General features: G+C 26.8%; 23 protein-coding genes. 12 read left to right on the top strand and 11 right to left on the bottom strand.

Going from position 1 to position 22,141, the window contains the following annotated elements; all coding sequences use genetic code 11:
• Positions 1-61 precede the first annotated feature (61 nt).
• The 4 genes from HCG76_RS09285 to HCG76_RS09270 all read right to left on the bottom strand — a co-directional run bounded on the left by HCG76_RS09285 (position 62) and on the right by HCG76_RS09270 (position 3,540).
• Positions 62-478, bottom strand: coding sequence for a GH36 C-terminal domain-containing protein (locus tag HCG76_RS09285; protein WP_221700070.1), 417 nt, complete (start codon positions 476-478; stop codon positions 62-64).
• Positions 479-740: 262 nt separating this feature from the next.
• Entirely contained in the window at positions 741-1,886 is a 1,146-nt protein-coding gene (locus HCG76_RS09280) for a VanZ family protein (RefSeq protein WP_221700069.1), read from the bottom strand.
• 17 nt (positions 1,887-1,903) lie between these two features.
• Positions 1,904-3,208 (bottom strand): FtsW/RodA/SpoVE family cell cycle protein, encoded by a 1,305-nt coding sequence (locus HCG76_RS09275; RefSeq protein ID WP_221700068.1) that lies wholly within the window; start codon positions 3,206-3,208, stop codon positions 1,904-1,906.
• Positions 3,196-3,540 carry a PadR family transcriptional regulator gene (locus HCG76_RS09270; RefSeq protein ID WP_221700067.1) on the bottom strand — a complete coding sequence of 115 codons (345 nt, stop codon included), beginning with the start codon at positions 3,538-3,540 and terminating at the stop codon, positions 3,196-3,198. The genes HCG76_RS09275 and HCG76_RS09270 overlap by 13 nt, the downstream gene beginning before the upstream one ends.
• A 227-nt stretch (positions 3,541-3,767) precedes the next feature.
• On the opposite strand from HCG76_RS09270, the gene HCG76_RS09265 reads away from it, so the two are divergent.
• Both HCG76_RS09265 and HCG76_RS09260 read left to right on the top strand, forming a co-directional pair.
• A complete protein-coding gene (locus HCG76_RS09265; RefSeq protein WP_221700066.1) occupies positions 3,768-4,532 on the top strand; it encodes a DeoR/GlpR family DNA-binding transcription regulator in 765 nt (254 codons plus the stop codon).
• Positions 4,533-4,555: 23 nt separating this feature from the next.
• On the top strand, positions 4,556-5,341 hold the full coding sequence (locus tag HCG76_RS09260; RefSeq protein ID WP_221700065.1) for an HAD family hydrolase: 786 nt from the start codon (positions 4,556-4,558) through the stop codon (positions 5,339-5,341).
• Positions 5,342-5,399: 58 nt separating this feature from the next.
• On the opposite strand, the gene HCG76_RS09255 is transcribed toward HCG76_RS09260, so the two are convergent.
• The 6 genes from HCG76_RS09255 to HCG76_RS09230 form a co-directional block, all read right to left on the bottom strand.
• Positions 5,400-6,989, bottom strand: a complete 1,590-nt coding sequence (locus tag HCG76_RS09255) for a hypothetical protein (RefSeq protein WP_221700064.1) — start codon at positions 6,987-6,989, stop codon at positions 5,400-5,402.
• Complete coding sequence (locus HCG76_RS09250; protein ID WP_311776390.1) at positions 6,982-7,632, bottom strand: ABC transporter ATP-binding protein; 651 nt, start codon at positions 7,630-7,632, stop codon at positions 6,982-6,984. The genes HCG76_RS09255 and HCG76_RS09250 overlap by 8 nt, the downstream gene beginning before the upstream one ends.
• A gap of 250 nt (positions 7,633-7,882) precedes the next feature.
• Positions 7,883-8,461 (bottom strand): manganese catalase family protein, encoded by a 579-nt coding sequence (locus HCG76_RS09245; RefSeq protein ID WP_221700063.1) that lies wholly within the window; start codon positions 8,459-8,461, stop codon positions 7,883-7,885.
• Between the two features lie 3 nt (positions 8,462-8,464).
• On the bottom strand, positions 8,465-8,728 hold the full coding sequence (locus tag HCG76_RS09240; protein ID WP_221700062.1) for a spore coat protein CotJB: 264 nt from the start codon (positions 8,726-8,728) through the stop codon (positions 8,465-8,467).
• The gene (locus HCG76_RS09235; RefSeq protein WP_221700061.1) at positions 8,728-9,000 is read right to left on the bottom strand and encodes a spore coat associated protein CotJA; all 273 of its coding nucleotides are present in this window, start codon (positions 8,998-9,000) and stop codon (positions 8,728-8,730) included. The genes HCG76_RS09240 and HCG76_RS09235 overlap by 1 nt, the downstream gene beginning before the upstream one ends.
• A 79-nt stretch (positions 9,001-9,079) precedes the next feature.
• Positions 9,080-9,232, bottom strand: coding sequence for a hypothetical protein (locus HCG76_RS09230; protein WP_221700060.1), 153 nt, complete (start codon positions 9,230-9,232; stop codon positions 9,080-9,082).
• Between the two features lie 178 nt (positions 9,233-9,410).
• Here HCG76_RS09230 and gltS point away from each other — a divergent pair, with 178 nt between their 5' ends.
• From gltS to HCG76_RS09210, 4 genes are all read left to right on the top strand, one after another.
• Positions 9,411-10,607 (top strand): sodium/glutamate symporter, encoded by a 1,197-nt coding sequence (gltS, locus tag HCG76_RS09225; RefSeq protein ID WP_221700059.1) that lies wholly within the window; start codon positions 9,411-9,413, stop codon positions 10,605-10,607.
• Positions 10,608-10,750: 143 nt separating this feature from the next.
• Complete coding sequence (pepV, locus tag HCG76_RS09220; protein WP_221700058.1) at positions 10,751-12,154, top strand: dipeptidase PepV; 1,404 nt, start codon at positions 10,751-10,753, stop codon at positions 12,152-12,154.
• A 30-nt stretch (positions 12,155-12,184) separates the two neighbouring features.
• Positions 12,185-13,399 (top strand): peptidase T, encoded by a 1,215-nt coding sequence (gene pepT, locus HCG76_RS09215; protein ID WP_221700057.1) that lies wholly within the window; start codon positions 12,185-12,187, stop codon positions 13,397-13,399.
• Between the two features lie 273 nt (positions 13,400-13,672).
• A complete protein-coding gene (locus HCG76_RS09210; RefSeq protein ID WP_221700056.1) occupies positions 13,673-15,058 on the top strand; it encodes an FAD-binding oxidoreductase in 1,386 nt (461 codons plus the stop codon).
• A gap of 50 nt (positions 15,059-15,108) precedes the next feature.
• Here HCG76_RS09210 and HCG76_RS09205 read toward each other — a convergent pair whose 3' ends face one another.
• On the bottom strand, positions 15,109-16,236 hold the full coding sequence (locus tag HCG76_RS09205; RefSeq protein WP_221700055.1) for a hypothetical protein: 1,128 nt from the start codon (positions 16,234-16,236) through the stop codon (positions 15,109-15,111).
• Positions 16,237-16,444: 208 nt separating this feature from the next.
• On the opposite strand from HCG76_RS09205, the gene HCG76_RS09200 reads away from it, so the two are divergent.
• From HCG76_RS09200 to HCG76_RS09175, 6 genes are all read left to right on the top strand, one after another.
• Entirely contained in the window at positions 16,445-17,023 is a 579-nt protein-coding gene (locus HCG76_RS09200) for a BRCT domain-containing protein (protein ID WP_221700054.1), read from the top strand.
• A gap of 22 nt (positions 17,024-17,045) precedes the next feature.
• Positions 17,046-17,840 carry a histidinol-phosphatase HisJ gene (hisJ, locus tag HCG76_RS09195; protein ID WP_221700053.1) on the top strand — a complete coding sequence of 265 codons (795 nt, stop codon included), beginning with the start codon at positions 17,046-17,048 and terminating at the stop codon, positions 17,838-17,840.
• Between the two features lie 36 nt (positions 17,841-17,876).
• Positions 17,877-18,569, top strand: coding sequence for a hypothetical protein (locus tag HCG76_RS09190; protein WP_221700052.1), 693 nt, complete (start codon positions 17,877-17,879; stop codon positions 18,567-18,569).
• A 161-nt stretch (positions 18,570-18,730) separates the two neighbouring features.
• Positions 18,731-19,603, top strand: a complete 873-nt coding sequence (locus tag HCG76_RS09185) for a tRNA 2-thiocytidine biosynthesis TtcA family protein (protein WP_221700051.1) — start codon at positions 18,731-18,733, stop codon at positions 19,601-19,603.
• 377 nt (positions 19,604-19,980) lie between these two features.
• The gene (locus tag HCG76_RS09180; protein ID WP_221700050.1) at positions 19,981-20,169 is read left to right on the top strand and encodes a DUF4250 domain-containing protein; all 189 of its coding nucleotides are present in this window, start codon (positions 19,981-19,983) and stop codon (positions 20,167-20,169) included.
• Positions 20,170-20,509: 340 nt separating this feature from the next.
• Positions 20,510-21,877, top strand: coding sequence for an MATE family efflux transporter (locus HCG76_RS09175; RefSeq protein WP_221700049.1), 1,368 nt, complete (start codon positions 20,510-20,512; stop codon positions 21,875-21,877).
• Positions 21,878-22,141 lie beyond the last annotated feature (264 nt).

The raw sequence follows: 22,141 nt of genomic DNA, 5'->3' as shown, positions 1-22,141 counted from the left end.
GATTTGTATTTTACAAATCTTTTTACATCTTAACTTTTATTTGAAATAGTTTAAAAAAATATTATATCATTTTTAAATGTATTTGATTACTAACATGAGTTTGGAATAACTTTTTTATATTTACACCATAATTCATTAGTGCCCCACCTGAAAATACTTCATTAGTTTGAAGACTCATATAAATTGCATCTTCATTTAATCCTTTTAATTTAAGTCTTTTTAAGTTATTAATATTCTCAAGTGATAATCCATTAAAAGTAAGTAAAACTTCATTCTTATCTTTAGATACTGCCTCAAAACATTCTACATTGGCATTTCTAGAAAGGTTATTTAATTTAAAATATTTAACATCTTTTACAAAATTACTGGTAACGTTACCTGGATTTCTTCTAGCAGATTCGTTATTTGATGCTCCTTCGTTAATATTCATATATATCATATCAAATATATTATTATTTTCTATAATGCTTATTCCCATTGTAATATGCCCCCTATTATATGTTTATTTATTTAAACCGATACTTTAATCAGATATCAAACTTTCTTGTTAACGTTTACTTATATAATATAGTATTTTACTAATATAATCAAGGGTTTTAATAATATATGTATAATTTTCAGAGGAAATGTATAATTTTTATAGTTAAATTTGTATATAATGTTTAAAAATATATCAGAGTAAATATTAAATTTAAGAGAGCGTATAAGATTGTATAGACAAGTACACGCTCATTAGTATTTTAAGTGAATTTTATATAGGGACATTCATTACCATCTTTATCATAAAATTTAATTTCTAATTCTGTACTTTTTTCATTATCAAAAAATCTATGGAAATCAGTAAGTTCATTTGCTTTTACAAATTTAGGGAAGGGCACTATAAAGTAATCATCCTCTACTATGTTTTCAATATATTTTGTACCATTAAAATTAATTTCAATAATATTAGCATCTTTATTTTTACCAAAGGCTACTCCAGAAATAAGATTGTTTTCAATTAGTGTCATAACAGAATAATCACCACTTGCTATTTGAAAGCTAGAATTGAACTTCTCATCATACCATCTGTTATTAAAAAAACGCTTAAGATTTTTCAATTCTATAAATTCACCATTATCAGTAAGTAAAAATTTATAATTTTCAAAATCACGAGCTGTTTTATAGTTTTCAAAAGTATCCTCCCCAAGGACTTCAACTGCTAATTCTTCATTAGAAAGATTGCCTGGAATAGTTTCATTATATAATAATCCAAAAGATAAAAATGAAAAAAATAATATAATTGTTCCGATAGGTTTTCCTATTACTAAGAGTAAATTACCATCATATGAGTTACTAATACTATTAATAAAACTTTCAATTTTAGTTTTTTTAAATATCATATAAATAATATTAAATATTAAGAAACCTAGAACAGAACCAAATGTGTTAAAGATAATATCATCTATATCAGTAAAGTTATTTGGAGTAAAAATTTGAATTGACTCTATAAATAAAGATGCTGTAAATCCATAAAGTATAATTTTGAATAATTTATTTTTTTTGTTAAAAAATAATGGTATTCCAAATCCTAAAGGGATAAACAATAGTATATTACCTATAACGTTATAAAGTGCAGTATGAATATCTGTAAAGTTGTTATTAAACATTTTTATTGTTTCTACTAAAGGAATGTAATTAATATAAAATCTATTATCAAAATCTATCATTAAATCTCCATATTTAAATAATGTAAGATTAACTAATATTAAAAAATAGATGAAGAATAAGTTGATAAATATCTCTCTTATTCTATTTATAGGTTTATTTTTTTTATAATAATTTACCCTAAAAATCATCCAAACTATAGTAAATAAAATTGCTGAAAATATAAATGAAATTCCTATCATATTTGTATCTCCTTTTTTTAATTAGATAATTTAGAAGCGGTGTTTCTATATTTATAAACATTATTAATTATAGAAATAGCTAATACATTTATAAGTAATTGAGTTCCGCCATAACTTATAAATGGCATACTTATCCCCAAAATAGGAGAAAGTGAAAAGTTAGCTATAATATTTAATATAAACTGAATAGTAAATAACATAAAAAGTCCACTTATTAATAGTTTTCCGTAAGTATTTTTAGTGTTACTTGAAATAATACCAATTCTAATAATAAAGGATAAAACTAAAGCGATAACTAATATTCCAACAATCCACCCAAAGCAATGAATTATTGATGTAAGTGCAAACTCCATATTAGCAGCAGGTATAATAGAAAGATTAGAATTAGCTCCATTACCAAATAGCCCGGCAGAATTTCTAAGTGTATTTAGTTGATTATAAATCCAACCAGCCCCATTTATATCTTGAGAAGGATTTAGGAATATAAAAAATCGTTCTACTCTATAAGCTGCACCAAAGATAAATATTAATAACATAGCAATTAGTGCACTAGAAATAGTAATTAAATTTCTTAGTTTAAAGCCTGATATATACATAATTGTAAATGCTGCAATTAAATAAATTATTAATGTAGATATTGATGAGAGCGAGAAAAATAATATTACTGGAATAAATACTAAAGCAATACCTTTAAAGAATGAAGTTTTATTAGTCCAATTATAATTATCAAAAATTCCTGCAAGAGAAATTATTAACAAGATAGGGGTAACTGCTAAAGTATCAATAGAAAAACTCCCTATAAATATCCAACGCTTAATACCATTTACATTTACAGCAAAAGCTAGTGTTAATAGGATTAGAAAAATACTACTTATATAAATTGAAAAAGAGTATTTCTTTAAATCCCTATAGTCTAATTTTAATATTAATAATGATAGGAAAATTGAAAAAGCTAAAATTACCAATAATTTGCTTGTAGGATTTATATAATAGCCATCAGTAAGAGTATTTATTTGAATAAAAGCTGTAGTTAAAAATCCAAAGAATATTAAACAAGATGTCATTATTAAAAGTAACCAATCAGAATTAGCTTTATGTGCTTTATTTAAGTCATGCCCAATAGTTTCTACATTACCCATTTGATTTAAGGCTTTAGTTGTTGCAGTATCTAAGGACATACCTATTTCTAAGTAATCTTCAATAATATCATTAATATGTCCTGATAACTCTTCTTTAATTTCAGAATGAACTTTTTTATTTTTTATCAACTTACAAACATTATTTATATATTCATTAACTTTAATATTTTCTATCTTAGACATAAATTGGCCTCCCATAAAATATTATTTACAGTTTCGCTAAATAGCTTCCATTCAGATTCCTTTTCAAAAAGAATTTTTTTACCGCTATCTGTTATCTTATAATACTTTCTTTTTCTACCACTATTAGAATCATCCCAGTAAGCTTCAATATAATTTGCATTTTCTAAAGTATGAAGTATTGGGTAAAGTGTACCTTCCTTAAATGAAAATATACCTTTAGAACGAAGGTCTATTTCTTTAATCATTTCGTATCCGTACATATCTTTTCGGTTAAGAATACTTAATATTAGTACAGTTGTACTACCTTTTAATAGTTCTTTGTTAATTTTCATAAATTCACCACCATATATTGTAATTCGATACATCGTATATCTAGGTATAAGTATATTATCATATTATGGAAAAGTAAATATAATATGGGAAAAATATATAGAGAATAATTAATAATACATAACACTATTGAAAAATTAAAATAAAAGGTGTATTATATAAATGATAACAAATGATAATAAATGATATAAATCGGTAATAGAATTATAAGAGGAGAGGAAATTAATTTATGTTTATGGAAGAAAGATTAGATGAAATATTAGAAATTATGAAAGATGAAAAAAAGGTATTAGTAAAAGATTTAAGTGAAAAATTTAATGTTTCTGAAAGTATGATACGTAAGGATCTTCAAAGACTTGAAAAAGAGGGGAAAATAAAGAGAACTTATGGAGGCGCAATACTAGAGAGAGAATCATCATATGATGAAAAAACAACTTCTAGAGTTTTTGTTGATTTAGAATCTAAGTCAAGATTAGGAGAGTTAGTTTTAGATATTATTGAAGAAAATGATGTTATATTTTTAGATATATCAACTACAAATCATACTATTGCTAATATGCTTAATTATACAAAGAAAAATTTAACAGTGATAACAAACATGAATAGAATTGCAATGGAGTTTGATAGAACGCCTAATATTGATGTAATTCTAATAGGTGGACATTATAATAAAAAACTAGGTGGAACTGTTGGAAGTGAAGCAGTAGAACAAATAAAGAAATTTAAAATTACTAAAGCATTTGTTGGAGCAGGTGGAATTAATGTAGAAGAAAATTTTATTAGTAATTTTAATTATGATGAAGCATCAGTAAAAAGTGAAGTGTTAAAATCAAGTAAGAAGAGATATATAGTTGCAAATTATGAAAAGTTATATAAAGATGGGCCTTACAAATTTGCAACATTAGAAGATATAGATTATATAGTAGTAGAAAAAGAGCCAGAAAATGATGTGAAAAAAGCATTACTAAATTTTGAAGTTGAAGTAATATATTAAGTTAAATAAAGGAGAAATAAATTATGATAAAATTAATAGCAACAGATATGGATGGAACATTGTTAAATTCAAATAACGAAATACAAGAGGGATTTTATGATGTTTTTAATGAAATAAAAGAAAAAGAAATAATATTTGCAGCAGCAAGTGGAAGACAATACTATAATCTTTTAGAGAGGTTTAAAGGCATAGACGATAATATGATGTTTATAGCTGAAAATGGAACTTTTGTTGTTTATAAGGGGGAAGAGCTTATAGTAAATTCCTTAGATATAAACATTGCAAGAGAATTAATTAAGGTAGGAAGAACTATAGATAATGCATATGTAATACTTTGTGGTAAAAATGCTGCTTATATTGAAAGTAGAGATAAAAGGTTAGTAGAACAAACTGAAAAGTACTATGCTAGATATGAAATAGTATCTGATTTAACTACTATTGAGGATGATATTTTAAAGGTAACAATTTGTGATTTTAGTGGATCAGAAAATAATAGTAATAAGTACTTTGATGATTACAGAGATAAAGCTCAAATTTGTGTGTCGGGTGAAATTTGGCTTGATATGACTGCAAAAGGGATAAATAAAGGACTTGCTATTAAAGAGGTTCAAGATAAGTTAAATATAAAATTTGAAGAAACAATGGTATTTGGTGATTACTTAAATGATTTAGAAATGATGGATAGTGCATATCATAGTTATGCTATGGAAAATGCTCATGATGATTTAAAAAAGGCTGCAAGATTTATTACTAAAAGTAATGATGAAAGTGGAGTTGTACACGCTATAAAAAATATTTTGAGTATTTAGTAATGGTATAGGTTTGAATAAGGAGTTAGTAGTTTTAACTACTAACTCCTTATTTTTGCTATTTAAGTTTGAAATTTTTAGGCGCAAGCTTATAAACTAGTATTAATGCTATTAAGACATAAAGTATAGTTATTAATATTATAGCAATGGTAAACCAAATAGAAGCTGTCTTAACTTGAAGGCAAGTATATGCAGCTATATAAACTACAAAGGAAGCTATTTGATAAATTGGGCTTTTAATAGTTAACTGTGAAGTATATGGCTGAGTAATATAATATAAAAATAAATAATGAACAGAAAAAAAGCATGATAAAGTTAAAATACTAATAAATATTGGAATAAATCTAATTATATCACCGTTAGCTAATTTAAGAGTTATTAACAAGCCAAAAGCCAAAACTAGGGCAGGAATCAAGTTTAATAACACTGATATTTTCAATCTAGATTTAAAGTTTGATATTAATATTTTAGATTCTTTATAAAATTTATATCTAAGTAAGCTATTATCGCAATTAAAGAAAAATGCTTTAGTTATTTTTTCGCCAATAGAAGTAGTATATATAATAAATACAAGAATACCGCTAGATGCCATAATTAAATTAACAATATCTTTATGAAATGTAGGAAATGTTATTGTAAAGGCAAATGCTAAAATAAAAAGTGCTAAAAGTATAATTACCCTAATTTTAATAGGATTAATTATTACTTGTTTATGTCTTTCTATGAATTTATAGTTTAAATAACTTAAACCTTGTTTATCTTTATATTTATCTATTTTTAAATTAGTATTTTTAAACTTCTTATCATCTAATTGAACAGTGATAAAATTAGCTTCTGAAGATATAGCATTAATTTTATCAATTTCATTTCTAGAAAGCATTTTTTTAGCCAATAAAGTATATTTTTTATAGCTTATTAAATAATAAAAAGAAATTATTGAAAGTAGTAAAATAATTATTATAAAAGCAATATTAAGTAATAATCTTTTTGAATAAAAAACAAAACCAATGAATGGCGATCCATATGCAATTAAAAATGGAATTAGCATTATTGGAACTGTAAAGTACCATTTTGTAGTTAATTGAAATCCACTATAATTACTAAAGAGTAAGTGCATACATTGGCCTATACTTCTAAAGGCTATAAATTCTAGTGTAATTATGAAAGCTTCAGGTAGTGAACACCCTAAAAGCATCATGGGGAATGTAAAATAAATTAAGAACTCAATATATGAAAATATTATATTGCTCAAATAGTAGTCTTTAGAATTAATTCTCATTAAATTAATCATATAAAAGTCAGTAGAAATATTTGACCAAAACTTATTGTCCATAAGAGGACCCATAATAAAGCTTAAAAAGAAGAAAATATGAAATTTAATATTACTTCCATCTATAGAGGTTAAATCACTAATAATCATGCTTGGAATTACTATAATTAAAAACATGTAAATATATTTTTTAATAAATCCAAATAAAAACATAAATATTCTTAATATATTGCTAACAATAATTTTAGATGAAGTTGTATTATAAATACTTTCAGGTATTGTTTTGCCTATAAGAGGAATTTTTTTTATGTAATAAATCCACATGTTTACTTTTTGAGTAAATGAAATTTCATGTGTCTTTAAGATTGTTTTAAACATGTTCTTCCTCCTTTAAAGTCTCTATAATTCTTTCTTCAAAATTACTGCTTTTTAATACGGAATTATCTATTAAAGTAAGTTTACCATTCTTTAATATAACAAGCTCATCACAAAGGTCAGTGGCTAATTGAAGGATATGAGTTGAAAAGACTAATATGTGATCTTTTTTTATTTCTTTAAGTAAATTTTTAATTTCTAAAGCAACTACTACATCAAATGATGTTAGAGGCTCGTCCAATAAAATTACATCGGGTTTAGTTATTAGAAAGCATAGCATTTGAATTTTATTTTTCATACCGAATGAGTAGGATTTAATTAATTTATGTCTATCATTTTCATCAATTTTTATAAAGTCTAAATATTCTTCAATTGTAAGTAAATCTTTAATTTTATTTTTATGAATATCTATGTAAAATTTAATAAATTCATAACCAGTTAGGAAATCAGGAAGTATAGGATCAGAATATACATACCCTATATTAGATGAGTCTAAACTTTCTTCTAAGTTATTATCATTAATAAGTGATATATTTCCTGTATCTAAAGATAATTCTTCACTTATACAATTAAATAAAGTTGTCTTTCCAGCTCCATTTCTTCCAAGTAAACCATAGATTTTACCTTTTTCAAAAATAAAATCAATATCATCTAATATTATTTTGTTGTCAAAGCTTTTACTAATATTTTTAAGTTTAAGTTTCGTAAGTTCCTCCCAATTTTATAAAAATATGACTTTTTAATTATATATTTATGAACAAAATGTAAATAAATATAAACATAAACAAATAATAACATATATTTTATGAAAATGAAATTACAAGAAGTTATAATAAAAAAATCCACAATATACTAAAAGTATAAATTGTGGATTTCATTTTTAAAGAATCGTATTTTTATTTGCAATTAAATTTACTAGGTTTTACGTTGTCTTGGATATCCATTAAAGCTTCACCAAATCTTTGATAGTGAACAACTTCTCTTTCTCTTAAGAAACCTAAAATCTTTTTAATTTCTGCGTCATCTGTTAAGTTCATCAACCATTCATAAGTAGCCCTAGCCTTTTGCTCAGCGGCCATATCTTCGTGTATATCAGCAATAACATCACCTTTTGCTTGGATATAAGTTGCAGTCCATGGGTTACCAGTTGCATCTGTATAGAATAAAGCTTTTCCGTGATCAGCATAATGACCTGCTAATCCAGCTGCTTTAATTTGCTCTATAGAAGCGTTTTCCATTAATTGATAAACCATTGTTCCTAGCATTTCAACATGCCCCATTTCTTCTGTACCTATATCAGTTAATAATCCTTTTGATTTATTTGTTGGCATTGTATATCTTTGATTTAAATATCTAAGTGCAGCACCTAATTCACCATCTGGTCCTCCATATTGAGTTATTATAAGTTTTGCCATATTTAAATCGCAAGATTTTAAATTAATAGGATATTCTAAAGTTTTAACATAATACCACATAAATTAATCCTCCCTGTTACTTTCTTTTTCCCAAGGCCAAGGAGTATTAATCCAAGCATCAGGATTTTGGATATAAGCTGAACCAAAGTTAGTCAATGGTCCATATTCTTGCTCATAGTCCCAAATTAATTTTCTTAATTTTGAAGAAATTAATTTGTAGTCATCTATAGCATCTTTGCAGGTAGGAAAATTGTCTAAATATAAATTTAAATCTAAAGCGAAAAATTGTAATTTTCTAATTGAATTTAAATGCTCTCGTTGATTCATTACTTTGCCTCCTCAGAATACTTAACAGCACAATAAGGACTATATAAATCCTTAAATATTGTTCCAGCCTCAAATGCAGAATTTATATTAAATAAATTTTGATATGGTTCTAGAGCAATACATGCTTTAGCGTAGGTTTGAGGATCAAAAACCTTATAAGATTCATAACAGTTTTTTTTGGTATCAGAACAAGCAATGTTACATGATAATTTAGATGGATTGTTTACACAATCATTGCAGTCGATACAGTCATCGATTCTTTTATAGTACATAATAGTATATCCCTTCGTAAAATTCTCTATGATAATACTTTATGTAGAATTTTAAACAATGTGATAAAAAAATGATGATTTATAGAATTTTACTTTCTTTATGACCACAATGTTCACATTTAAAATAAACCTTACCATGAACATTATTATCATAGCCATATTCAAATTCAATCATTTCTTCTCCGCATACAGGGCATACTAATGTAATATCAGACTTTCTCTTTAATGTCATAAATTTTATCTCCTTATCAATTAAATTTTTATATTTATTATGAGATATTATATGAGATTTATCAATGGCAAAAATACCATGGTTTGCAAAAAAAGACAAAAAGGTATAAAATGAAGAAATACAAAAGTATAAGTATATAGTAATCTAAGGAAAAATAAACAAGAAGGAGAAGCATAAGATGGAGTTGAATTTGGATATTTTTCAAACAATGGCTTTAGTAACTATTGTATTTTATTTAGGAACGTATCTTAGAAAAAAGGTAAAATTCCTATCTAAATATTGTATACCAGCACCAGTAGTTGGTGGACTTTTATTTGCAATAGTTATGTTAGTTTTAAAGCTAACTAATATAGCAAGCGTAACATTAGATACAACACTACAGAATTTATTTATGACTACATTTTTTGCTAGTGTAGGTTTTACAGCAAGCTTTAAGATATTAAAAAATGGTGGAATAAAAGTAGCGATGTTTTTAGGAATAGCTATTCTTTTAGTTATTTCACAAGATGTGGTTGGGGCTTCTTTAGCAAAAATATTTGATTTAAATCCTTTATTAGGATTGTGTACTGGGTCTATTTCTATGATTGGTGGACATGGAACAGCCGGTTCTTTTGGACCTCTTTTAGAAGAAATGGGCGTAAGTGGAGCTACTACAGTTTCTTTTGCATCAGCTACATTTGGTTTAGTAATGGGAAGTTTTATAGGGGGATTCGTTGCAAAGAGTTTAATAGAAAACTATAAACTTAAAACACCTAAACAATCGGAGGATCACTCTATTCCATTAAGTGATTTCCACGAAGATAATCAAGCAATACTTTGTCATCATAAGCTTATGAAAGGTTCAGCGTATCTTTTCCTTGCTATGGGAGTAGGATCAATTATATCTAACTTTATTCAAGATACAGGACTAACATTTCCATCATATATAGGAGCAATGATTGCTGCCGCTATTATAAGAAATGTTTGTGATATAAGAAAGCAAGAGATTGAAGAGAAAGAAATAGAGGTAATAGGAAATATTAGTTTAGGTTATTTCTTATGTATAGCTTTAATGGGATTAAGGTTATGGGAGTTATTTGATTTAGCATTTCCATTAGTAGTTATGTTAATTGCTCAATCACTACTTATGTCTATATTTGCTTACTTTATTACATTTAAAGTTATGGGAAGAGATTATGATGCATCAGTTTTTGCATCTGCAAGTTGTGGGTTTGGTATGGGAGCAACTCCTAATGCTGTTGCAAATATGGATGCACTTTCAACGAAGTTTGGATTTGCACCAACGCCATACTTTGTAGTACCTATTGTAGGAGCACTTTTTGTAGACTTTGTTAACTCTGCAGTAATTACTTTGTTTATAAATATATTAAGGTAATATTATAATTGGAATTTTGAAAGTATAGTGTTAATTTTTATTATCGCTATACTTTTTATTATAATCCTTACTAGTTTATAAATTGGACAAAATAGGATATAATATTATCTAATATAACTTTATGAGAAGGTAGGTGTTTTGAAATGTATAAAACATTAATTGATGAATATTTTAATAAAAATAAAGATTCTATGTTAAAGGATATATGTAAGGTAATAAGGATTAAAAGTGATAGACAAGAAGCAAAAGAAGGAATGCCATTTGGAGAAGGTGTAGTTAGGGCTTTAGAAGAAGCTTTAAGTATTGCTAAAAATATGGGGTTTGAAACTAAAAATTATGATAATTATGTAGGAACAGTTGATTTTAATAATAAAGAAAAGGCCTTAGATATATTAGCACATTTAGATGTAGTTCCAGCTAGTAATGAATGGACTATAACTGAACCATATAATCCAATAATTAAAGATGGTAAATTATATGGAAGAGGTGCTGCAGATGATAAAGGCCCAGCTATAGTTGCTTTATATGCATTAAAAGCAGTAAAAGATTTAAATATACCATTAAGTAAAAATGTAAGATTAATATTAGGAACTGACGAAGAATGTGGAAGTTCTGATATTGAATACTATTATAATATAGAAAAAGAAGCGCCAATGACTTTTTCACCAGATGCAGATTTTCCAGTAATAAATGTTGAAAAGGGTGGATTAAAGGGTAATTTTACAGCAGTATTTGATGAAGATAAGACCCTTCCAAGAATTTTATCTATAAACTCTGGTGTTAAGGTTAATGTTATTCCTGATAAGGCAAATGCAGTTGTAGAAGGTTTAAGTAAGGAAGATATAGAAAAATACTTTGAGAAAGCTACAAATAGAACAGGAGTAAAATTTACTGTTAATGAAGAAAATAATAAATGTGTAATATATGCAAAAGGAGTAGGCGGTCATGCAGCTTATCCTGAAAGTGCTAATAATGCATTAACTGCTATATTAGATTTATTAGCAACTATGAATTTTTCAGAATCAGAAGGATTTAAAAGAATATGTTCTATAAATAGGCTATTAACACATGGTGATTACAAGGGAAATGCTATTGGAGTTAAAATGAGTGATAAGGTTTCAGGAGAATTAACATTATCATTTACTATTTTTGAGTATAGCACTACAGGATTAAAAGGAACATTTGACTGTAGAGCTCCACTTTGTGCAAATGATGAAAATCTAAGAGATGTTATTTCTAAAAATTTACAAGAGGTGGGAATAGAATTGGAACCATGTAATGTATTTGAAGGCCATCATGTTGATGAAAATTCTGATTTTGTTCAAACTTTATTAAAATGTTATGAAATGTATAGTGGCAAAAAGGGTGAGTGTATTGCTATTGGTGGAGGAACTTATGTACATCATTTAAAAAATGGTGTTGCATTTGGTTGTACAATGCCAGGAACTGATAATAATATGCATGGTAATAATGAATTTGCAGTTGTAGATGAACTTATACTTAGTGCAAAAATATTTACTCAAGCAATAATTGAACTTTGTAAATAATAAAAAGGTTTATATATAAGGAGATAAAAAATGAAAGCATATGAAAGATTAATAAAATACGCTAAAGTATATACAACATCTGATCCAGAATCAGAAACTACACCATCAACTAAAAGACAATTTGATTTAGCTAATATACTAGTTGAAGAAATGAAGGAAATAGGAATTCAAGATGTTAGATTAGATGAAAATTGTTATGTTTATGGAGTTATTCCTGCAACTAAAGGATATGAAGATAAGCCTAGTATTGGGTTTATAGCTCATATGGATACTGCACCTGCAGCACCAGGAGAAAATGTAAATCCTCAATTAGTTGAAAACTATAATGGAGAAGATTTAACATTATTAAATGGAACAGTTCTTTCAGTAGAAAAGTTTCCACATTTAAAGAATTTAAAGGGAAGAACTTTAATTACAACAGATGGAACTACTCTTTTAGGAGCTGATGACAAGGCTGGTATTGCTGAAATAATGGAAGCTTCAGAAAGAATAATAAAAGAAAATATACCACATGGGAAAATTTGCATTGGATTTACTCCAGATGAGGAAATTGGAAGAGGTGCTAGTAAATTTGATGTTAAAAACTTTGGTGCACAATTTGCATATACAATGGATGGTGGGGTAGAAGGAGAAATATCTTATGAAAACTTTAATGCCTCAGCAGCAACAGTTGAAATTCATGGTGTTTCAGTTCATCCAGGTTCTGCAAAAAATACAATGATTAATGCAACAAATGTAGGTATTGAATTTGATAGAATGTTACCACAAGGTGAAAAACCAGAACATACAGAAGGGTATGAAGGTTTCTATTACTTAGAAAGTTTTAGAGGAAATACTGATCATGCAATATTAGGATATATATTAAGAGATCATGATGCATGTAAGCTTGAGTCTAAAAAAGCTACATTACAATTAGTTGAAAAGTTATTAAATGAAAAATATGGTGAAGGTACAGTTAAGTTAACAATTACTGATCAATATAAGAATATGGCTGAGCATGTTAAACCTTGTATCCATTTAATTGATAATGCAATAGCTGCAATGAAGAGCTTAAATGTTACTCCTGTAATTGAACCAATTAGAGGTGGTACTGATGGAGCTACTTTAAGTTATATGGGATTACCTTGTCCTAACTTAGGAACAGGTGGATATGCATTCCATGGAGAATATGAACATATTACTGTAGAAGGAATGGAAATTGCAACTAATATAATAATTGAAATATTAAAAAAATATGCTGAATAATTAAGTTTATAAAGCATTGTTTTTTAGCAGAGTATAATTACTCTGCTTATTTTTATGTTAGAATTTATAATGGGGGTGTAAGATTTATGAAGAGGATGATTGTTATAGGGTGTGGAGGTGCAGGAAAATCAACGGGTAAGAAAAAAGTTAAAAATTTTATAGAAAATAGCCTTTAAGTTATGATATTATCAAAGGTATGAATAAAAGTTGAAATAACTTATAAGATTATATAAATACTTATATATTTGGGATAAACATTAGTGAGGTGAAAAGATGATTAACTTTGATTACAAAGGTCTAACTGGAGACGTAATTACTAAAGAAGATTTTGAATATGAGGAAGAAAGAAAAGCCTGGAATAGGGCTATAGAAAAATATCCGTTAGTAATTGTATATTGTACAACAGAAGATGATATTAGAAATGCAATAATTTTTGCTAAGGCTAATTCACTTTCAATAAGAATAAGAAGTGGACGTCATCATTATGAGGGATATTCTACTGGAAATGACATAGTAGTTATTGATATTAGTAAAATGAATAAAATTTACATAGATGAAAAGAATGAAACAGTAAGAGTTCAAGGTGGTGTTCGTAATAGAGAACTTTATGAAGCTACAGGGAAAAGGGGGTATCCATTTCCCGGAGGAGGTTGTCCAACAGTTGGTGTAGCAGCATTTACATTAGGTGGAGGCTGGGGATATTCTTCAAGACTTTTAGGTTTAGGCTGTGACAGATTAGTAGAAGTTGAATTAATTGATAGTAATGGAAATTTGATAGTGTGTAACAAAGAAGTAAATGAAGATTTATTTTGGGCTTTAAGAGGATGTGGTGGAGGAAATTTTGGAGTAATAACATCTATGACATTTAATTTACCACCTAAAATAGAAATGGCAACATTAGTTAATATTGATTTTACAAATATAGATTTTGAGGAAAATATTGAATTAATTGAAGCATGGCAAGAAAAATATAAAGTATTAGATAAAAGGGCAAATTTTAAACTAGCTATTTATAATTCTAGTGAAAAAGGTAGAGGAGTAAAAATAGTTGGATTAGTATATGGAGATAAAAAGCTTGCTAGTGAACTATTAAAGCCTATAAAGGATATTGTTAGTTCAGGAATTTATAGTTTAGAGTATATGACTGTTCTTGAAGCAAATAGAATAATACAAGATAGTCATCCAGAGTATGAAAAATATAAGAGTTCAGGAAATTTTGTATATAGAGATTATAATAGAGAAGAAATTATAGAACTTTTAAATCTAATAGAAGAAAGAGCAGAGGGAGCTACTTATACTGCTATTACTTTCTATGGATTAGGAGGAGTTATAAAAGACGTTAAGAAAGATAGTACAGCATTTTATCATAGGGATGCTAATTTCATATTAGGTTTTCAATCAGTATGGGAAGAAGCAAAATTTGTAAGAGCTAATATTAGTTGGTTTTTAGAAAAATTAAAATATATAAAATCAATAACAAATGGGTCATTTGTTAATTTTCCATGTGCAGAAATTGAAAACTACGAAGAAGAGTATTATGGTGAAAATTCTAAACTGTTAAAACTTGTAAAAGAAAAGTATGATAAAGATGATTTCTTTAAGTTTGAACAAGACATAAGAATTGAAAGAAAATTATTTTATGATTTCTTAGTTAAATAACAAAAGAGCTAGATTGAAAATTTCAACCTAGCTCTTTTGTTATTTATATATTATGAAATTGATTTTTTCCATGCTTTTAAGAATGAAACTAAATTTTCAACATTTGGGCTTTGGGCATTTCTAACATAGTAACCAGAGGTTGCTGTACCTAGAACTAGTGATAGTTGGGCAGATAGACCAAGAACTTGTCCAAAGCAAAATCCTGCATTGAAGTTATCACCAGCGCCAGTAGTTAATTTTGGATTTGGTTCATAAGGACCTAAGGTATGATAAAGTGTATTGTTACAAAGGGCATAAGCTTCTTTAACTGGATGTACGACTAAGCAATATATTCCTATTTTTTCAGCAATAGATTTTATTAATATATCTAAGGATAATTTTTGGTTATGTTTACAAATGTTTAAAACAGTACCTATTTCATAAGCTTCTTTTTCATTTAAACCTAGAATAACCTTAAATTTACTAGAGAATTTTTTAATAGTAGAAAGAGCTTCTATTATATCTTCTTTTAATCTATTTTCCGGATCAGCTAAATCAAAGAAAATATATTTATTTGTTTTAGATTTTAGATTAGGTAAAACTTCATTAATTAATCCATCCCATATTTCACTCATATAAGGAATCATTGTCCAATTTTCTAATCCTACTAAATTAGCTTCATCAAAAATTGAAGTAAGACTTTCTAATCCAATCTTTTCTTTAATTCTAATCCAATTTATATCTTTTAAACATTCACGCTTTCCAATCATAAGCTTTCCATCTAAGAATTCAACAGCATCTGTAAGACCAGGATTAGATATATTTAATACTGTAGATTTTTCACTCATTTCATTAAAAACAGGATTAATAGAATTTTCACCAACAGCACCTATATAAGTTACATTTAGATTATAAGTAGAGAGTGCATTACTCATAATAGGGCCATTACCACCAAGTTTATTTTTAATAGGAATAAATTCAACATTAGCACTTAGACCAGCAGCATTACAAATAAATTCTCCAAATTCTTTGAGAGTATTCATTCTAATATAATTATTTGCATCAGTTCTAGTTTTTACTACGTGAAGGATTTGATCCACAAAGCCATCAAAGCCTAATACAGCTTTGATATTATTATTTGTATATTTTTCAAAGAAAGTTATTAAGTAATTAATGTCATTTATAAGATTTTCATGCATTAACAATATCCTCCTAATAATAGAAATATAGCTTTTAAACAATTTCATAATATATATACGGTTGATTTATATTAAATATGTTAGTATTTTTTATAATTAATAAGTGATATAATAGAAATTAAATGTTTTTCATAATTTAATGAAATAAAAAAATAACAAATGATAAAAAGAGCTTATTTTTATATTTTTAGTTAGGGATGATATATAAATGCAAGAAAGAATAGACTACAAAAATTTTAATTTTCAATTAGCAAAAGAAATATTAGGTGGAAAAAATATAGTATTTACAGGAAGAGGATTTTTAGTTAGGGGAGAACTAATGAGATTGGCAAGACAAGCAGGGGCTAATGTAGACTCTGTAGTAACGAAGAAATGTGATATTTTAATAGTTGGAGAAAAGCCAGGAAGTAAGTTAAGAAAGGCTAAGATTTTAGGGTGTGAAATAATTACTATTTCAGATTTCAAAGACATATTACAAGGAAAGATTATAAAAAATGAAATAGAAATAGATGATACTTTAAATATAGATATAGGAAATGATGAAAAAGAAACAATAAATATTTTAAGAAAAAATATTTTATTACTTGTAGTTAATGAGAGTATACGAGAAAGAATAATTAGAGGGATTAAGTTAAATGGTGGAAATATAGTAAGCAATATAGATGAAAGTGATATATTAGTTTATCAACCTAGTTCAGAATTTAATGAATTACTAGAAAAAGCAAAAAGTTTAAATATAGAAATATTAACTTTAGGCACATTTAATAAACTGCTTATGAGTAAATAAATTAATCTGGGGAGAGGGTAGTGTGAATAAGAGAAGAGACGGACATGTTCATAGTCATTATTGTCCACATGGAAGCAATGATAGCTTTGAAATGTATTTAGAAAATGCAATTAACAAAGGAATTTATGAAATAACCTTTACTGAACATATGACAATGCCAGAAGATATAGTAATAGAAGGCATGGAAAGTAATTTTTTAGATAGTGTTTCACCAAGTATTGAAAATATGGATAAGTATATTAACGAAGTAAGATATTATAAGGAAAAGTATAAGGATAAGATTAAAATTAATGTTGGATTAGAAGTAGATTATTTAGAGGGATATGAGGAATTTACTGAAAAAATGCTTAATAAATATGGGGATATATTAGAGGATTCCATTTTATCAACACATATTGGAATCTATAATGGAAGATATTATTGTTTTGATTGTATTGAATCATTTGAAGTATTACTAAAAGAGATAGGTAGTATAGAAAAAATATATAATTTGTATTATAATACATTATTGAAATCAATAAAGTGCAATTTAGGTAAATTTAAGCCTAAAAGGATAGGACATCCAACTTTAATTAGAATATTTAATAAAAAGTATCCAACAGATTATTCTAATGTAGAACTTTTAAAAAAAATTATGGATGAACTAAATAAAAGAAATTATGAAATTGATTATAATACAGCTGGGTTAAGAAAAATATTTTGCGGCGAAATATATCCTAGTGGGGAATTTTATGAAATGGCTATAACAAATAATGTGAAAATGGTTTATGGTTCAGATTCACATGTTGCAAGCGATATAGGATTTAATTTTAAATAAATTAGCTTATTAGCTATAAATATTAAGGAGGAGTTTATGAGAAGCTTAAGATTAAGAAAAATAATAATTAGCATAGTACTATCATGTGCTATATTGGGAACAGTAGGTTGTACACAAGATACTACTAATGGAAAAGAAAATTCAAATATAGTGGTAGGTAATTTAAATAAAGAAGATTCAAGTAATAGTACAGAAAATGATGATATAGAAAATGGTAATTTAGAACAAGTAGGTAGTGTAGATGATAACATAGAAGAAGAAACTGAAAAAGAATCTGATATAAAGTCAATAGAAATGCTTTTATATTCAAAAGATGCAAATACAGAAGAAGAAGTAACAATAGGAAAAGTTGATATAAATGAAGATTTATCATTAGAGGAAAAGTTAAAAGCTTTAGCAAGTAATTTAAGTGAAAAAGCATTTAACAATTTGCCTATTAATCTTGTTAAAGTTAATGATGTTAATGGAAAGAAAATAGCATTATTTAATCTTGACGAAATAGGTGAAAATGCTAAAGATATTACTTTTGATAAATATACTGGAGTAAACTGGGTTAATAATTATTTTGCTGGATCTACTGGAGGTAGTATAACAGAATATACTTTGATAAAAACATTATTACAAAGTAATTATAGTGGTGAATGGATAGATGGACTAGAGTTCACTTACAAAAACTCTAAAATAGAATTTGATCATATTCCAGAGTTGATGGAAATTGTATATAGATAATAGCGATTTAGTAAAATTATAATTTTTATAGTAGGCAGGTTAAAAGTAAATATTAATTTGCCTACTATATATATATATTAAGTGAAAATTATCAAATAGTTGCTTTTATTTTATAATTTAAGTAAAATTGATTTTGTTATTAAAAATATGAGGTGATAATTATGAGTAGTATAGCAGGACATGGATGTGAAAGAATAGTTCCAGAAGAAGCTAAAAAAACTCTTGAGGAAATAGAAAGAAGTATAGTTAAAAGATATAGAAAACCAATTTGGTCTAAGTTTATAAAAGCTGTTAAAGATTATGAACTTATTGAAGAAGGCGATAGAATAGCTGTTGCAATATCAGGTGGTAAAGATTCTTTACTTATGGCTAAGTTATTTCAAGAGTTAAAAAAGCATGGTCAAGTAAATTTTGAAGTTGAATTTATAGCAATGGATCCAGGATACCATCCGCAAATTAAAGAATTACTTATTGAAAATTGTGAACATTTAAATATTCCAGTACATATATATGAGTCAAAAATATTTGAGATAATTGATGAAAAAGCTAAGGATTATCCTTGTTATCTTTGTGCAAGGATGAGAAGAGGTTCATTATATAATAAAGCAAGAGAGCTTGGATGTAATAAATTAGCTCTTGGACATCACTATAATGATGTAATAGAAACTACAATGTTAAATGTTCTTTATGCAGGAAACTTTAAAACAATGTTACCTAAATTAAAAGCTGATAACTTTGAAGGAATAGAGTTAATTAGACCACTTTATTATGTTGAAGAAGAAGCTATTAAGAGATTTATTAAATATACTGGACTTTGGCCATTAAATTGTGCATGTATGGTAGCTGCAGAAAAGATAGGTAATAAGAGACATGAGATTAAAGATTTAATTGCAGAATTAAAGAAAAACTTTAATGATGTTGATAAATCAATATTTAAGGCTGCGGCAAATGTTAATATGAATTCAATTTTAGGTTGGGAAAAAGATGGAGAAAAATATTCATTCTTAGATCCAGAGACACCAAAAAATAAATAATAGAATTTATTTATAAGATATTTTAAGAGAATAAAACAAGCTATCTTGCTAATACTAAGTATGTAATTACTTAGTGGAGGTGATATTATGGCAAAAAAAGGTCAAAGAGCAACATGGGAAAATGATCATTTTGAAGGTCCTAAAAAGCCAGCGGCAGCAAGAGTGCCTGAAGTAAATAAAGTTGGTAAGAATAAATAGTTTGTGTTTCTGTAAAAATTATATAAATACTATCATTAAGCTAAAGTACATATGATTATGGACTTTAGCTTAATTTTATATAAACTGAATTCTGATATCTATCAGAAAAAATATAATTATGAGAAAATGTGTTTTATATGATACAATTAATATAAAAATATATACAAATGGAGGAAATTATGGATAAAGAAGCGTTATTAAAAATGGATCCTAATATATTAGTAAGTATGATCAATATGAAGCTAAGAGATTTTTATTCTAGTTTAGATAATTATTGTGATGATATGGATATTAGTAGAAGCGTGATTGAAGAAAAATTGGCTAAGGCTGGTTACGAATATAATGTTGATTTAAATCAATTTAAGTAATTTACTAATTTGCTGTATTAATGTATAATTATACTAAATTATATTATTATAAGTAAGTTGAGGTAAGATAATGAAGATTAAAAAAATGGGAAAGTTAGCAGTTGTATTAGCTGCATCAACTGCATTAGTTGCAACTTTAATAAATGATAAAAAAAATAAAGAAACTACTAAAGATAATTAAATATAGAATGTTTTAAATAATAATTAGATATATTATTAATTATGGAATATATAATAAAAATAACTAGCTATAATAATATTTAATTAGAGTTATAAATCAGAAGTGATAAATTATTTATTACTTCTATTTTATTGCAAAAAATAAGAAAGGAATTAAATTATGAAAAAAAGGGTAGATTTAGTATCAGATAATATAGTAAAAACGTTGTTAACTTTATCATTACCTATTTTAGGTACATCATTTATTCAAATGGCTTACAGTTTGGTAGATATGATCTGGATAGGAAGAGCTGGAAGTGCAGCTGTTGCAGCAGTAGGAACAGCGGGATTTTTTGCATGGTTCGGAAATTCAATGGTTTTGATAACTAAGACAGGGGCAGAAGTTGGAGTATCACAGGCTATTGGAAAAAATGATGATAAAGAAAGAAATTGTTATGTATATAGCAGTATTGCTTTATGTATTTTAATGTCAATAGTCTATGGAATTATATTAATAATTTTAAAAGATGAACTTATAGGATTCTTTAATCTTGGAGATCCTGTAATAATAAAAATGTCTATTAATTATTTAATAATAATATCTATAGGAATGATTTGTGCATTTTTAAATCCACAGTTTACTGGTATATTTACTGCATCAGGAAATAGTAAAACACCTTTTGTAGTTAATACAGTTGGACTTATTATGAATATAATATTAGATCCAATATTAATTTTTGGGATTGGTGGGATAAAACCTTTAGGTGTTGTAGGTGCTGCATTAGCAACAGTACTTTCACAATTATTAGTTACTATAATATTTATATATACATTTATAAAAAATGGATATAATTTTAGTTTTAGTAATAAGAAATTTATAAAATTAAAGTACATAAAAAAGATTTGTATTCTAGGGGGACCTACAGCAATTCAAAATTGCTTATTTACATTCTTCTCAATGCTTATAGGAAGAATTGTGGCAAGTGCAGGACCAGTATCAATTGCAGTTCAAAAGGTTGGATCTCAAATAGAGTCTATATCATGGATGACAGCAGGTGGATTTGCTAGTGCACTAACAGCATTTGTGGGACAAAATTATGGAGCAAAAAGAAATGATAGAGTTATAAAAGGATATATTAGTACTATTATTATTTCATGTATTTTAGGGGTATTTACAACTATACTTTTAGTATTTGCTGGAGGTCCAATATTTTCGATTTTCATAAATGAAAAAGAAGCTATTTTGCAAGGAATAGATTATTTAAGAATATTAGGATATTCACAATTGTTTATGTGTTTAGAAATAACTACATCAGGAGCATTTTATGGAGTAGGTAAAACAATAACTCCATCAATAGTAGGAATTATCTTTACTGGATTAAGAGTACCAGTTGCAATGTTATTATTCAAACCCGAATTATTAGGAATTAATGGAGTATGGTGGAGCATAAGTGGAAGTAGTATGATTAAGGGAGTATTATTGGTTATCTTATTCTACTTTATGGTTTTAAAACCACTTAAAAGAACACTTTTACAGAAAGAAGTATAATATTAATAAATTGCGAAGCAGTTTATTTAGTTAAGGGCCTTCGGCCAGTTAAGTTTTTTGAATAGCACTTCGCTAGTTCAAAAAGATTAAAAATTGACTACGTCAATGGGAAGAGTCTTGGGGTTAGTTAAGGAAGAAACTTCTTACGAAGTAATTTTATCCTTAACTCTTTAACCTTTGCGTTAGCAAACTCTTACCTATGGTTAATGAGCGTAAGCTATATTAACCAATTTAACTGGCCTCTAGGCCCTTAACTTTTATTTT

The organism is Clostridium sp. K13 (genome assembly GCF_019734195.1).
In the GTDB taxonomy this organism is placed as follows: domain Bacteria; phylum Bacillota; class Clostridia; order Clostridiales; family Clostridiaceae; genus Clostridium.
Note: the sequence above shows the minus strand (reverse complement) of the source record. Positions and strands in the feature narration are given on the sequence as shown.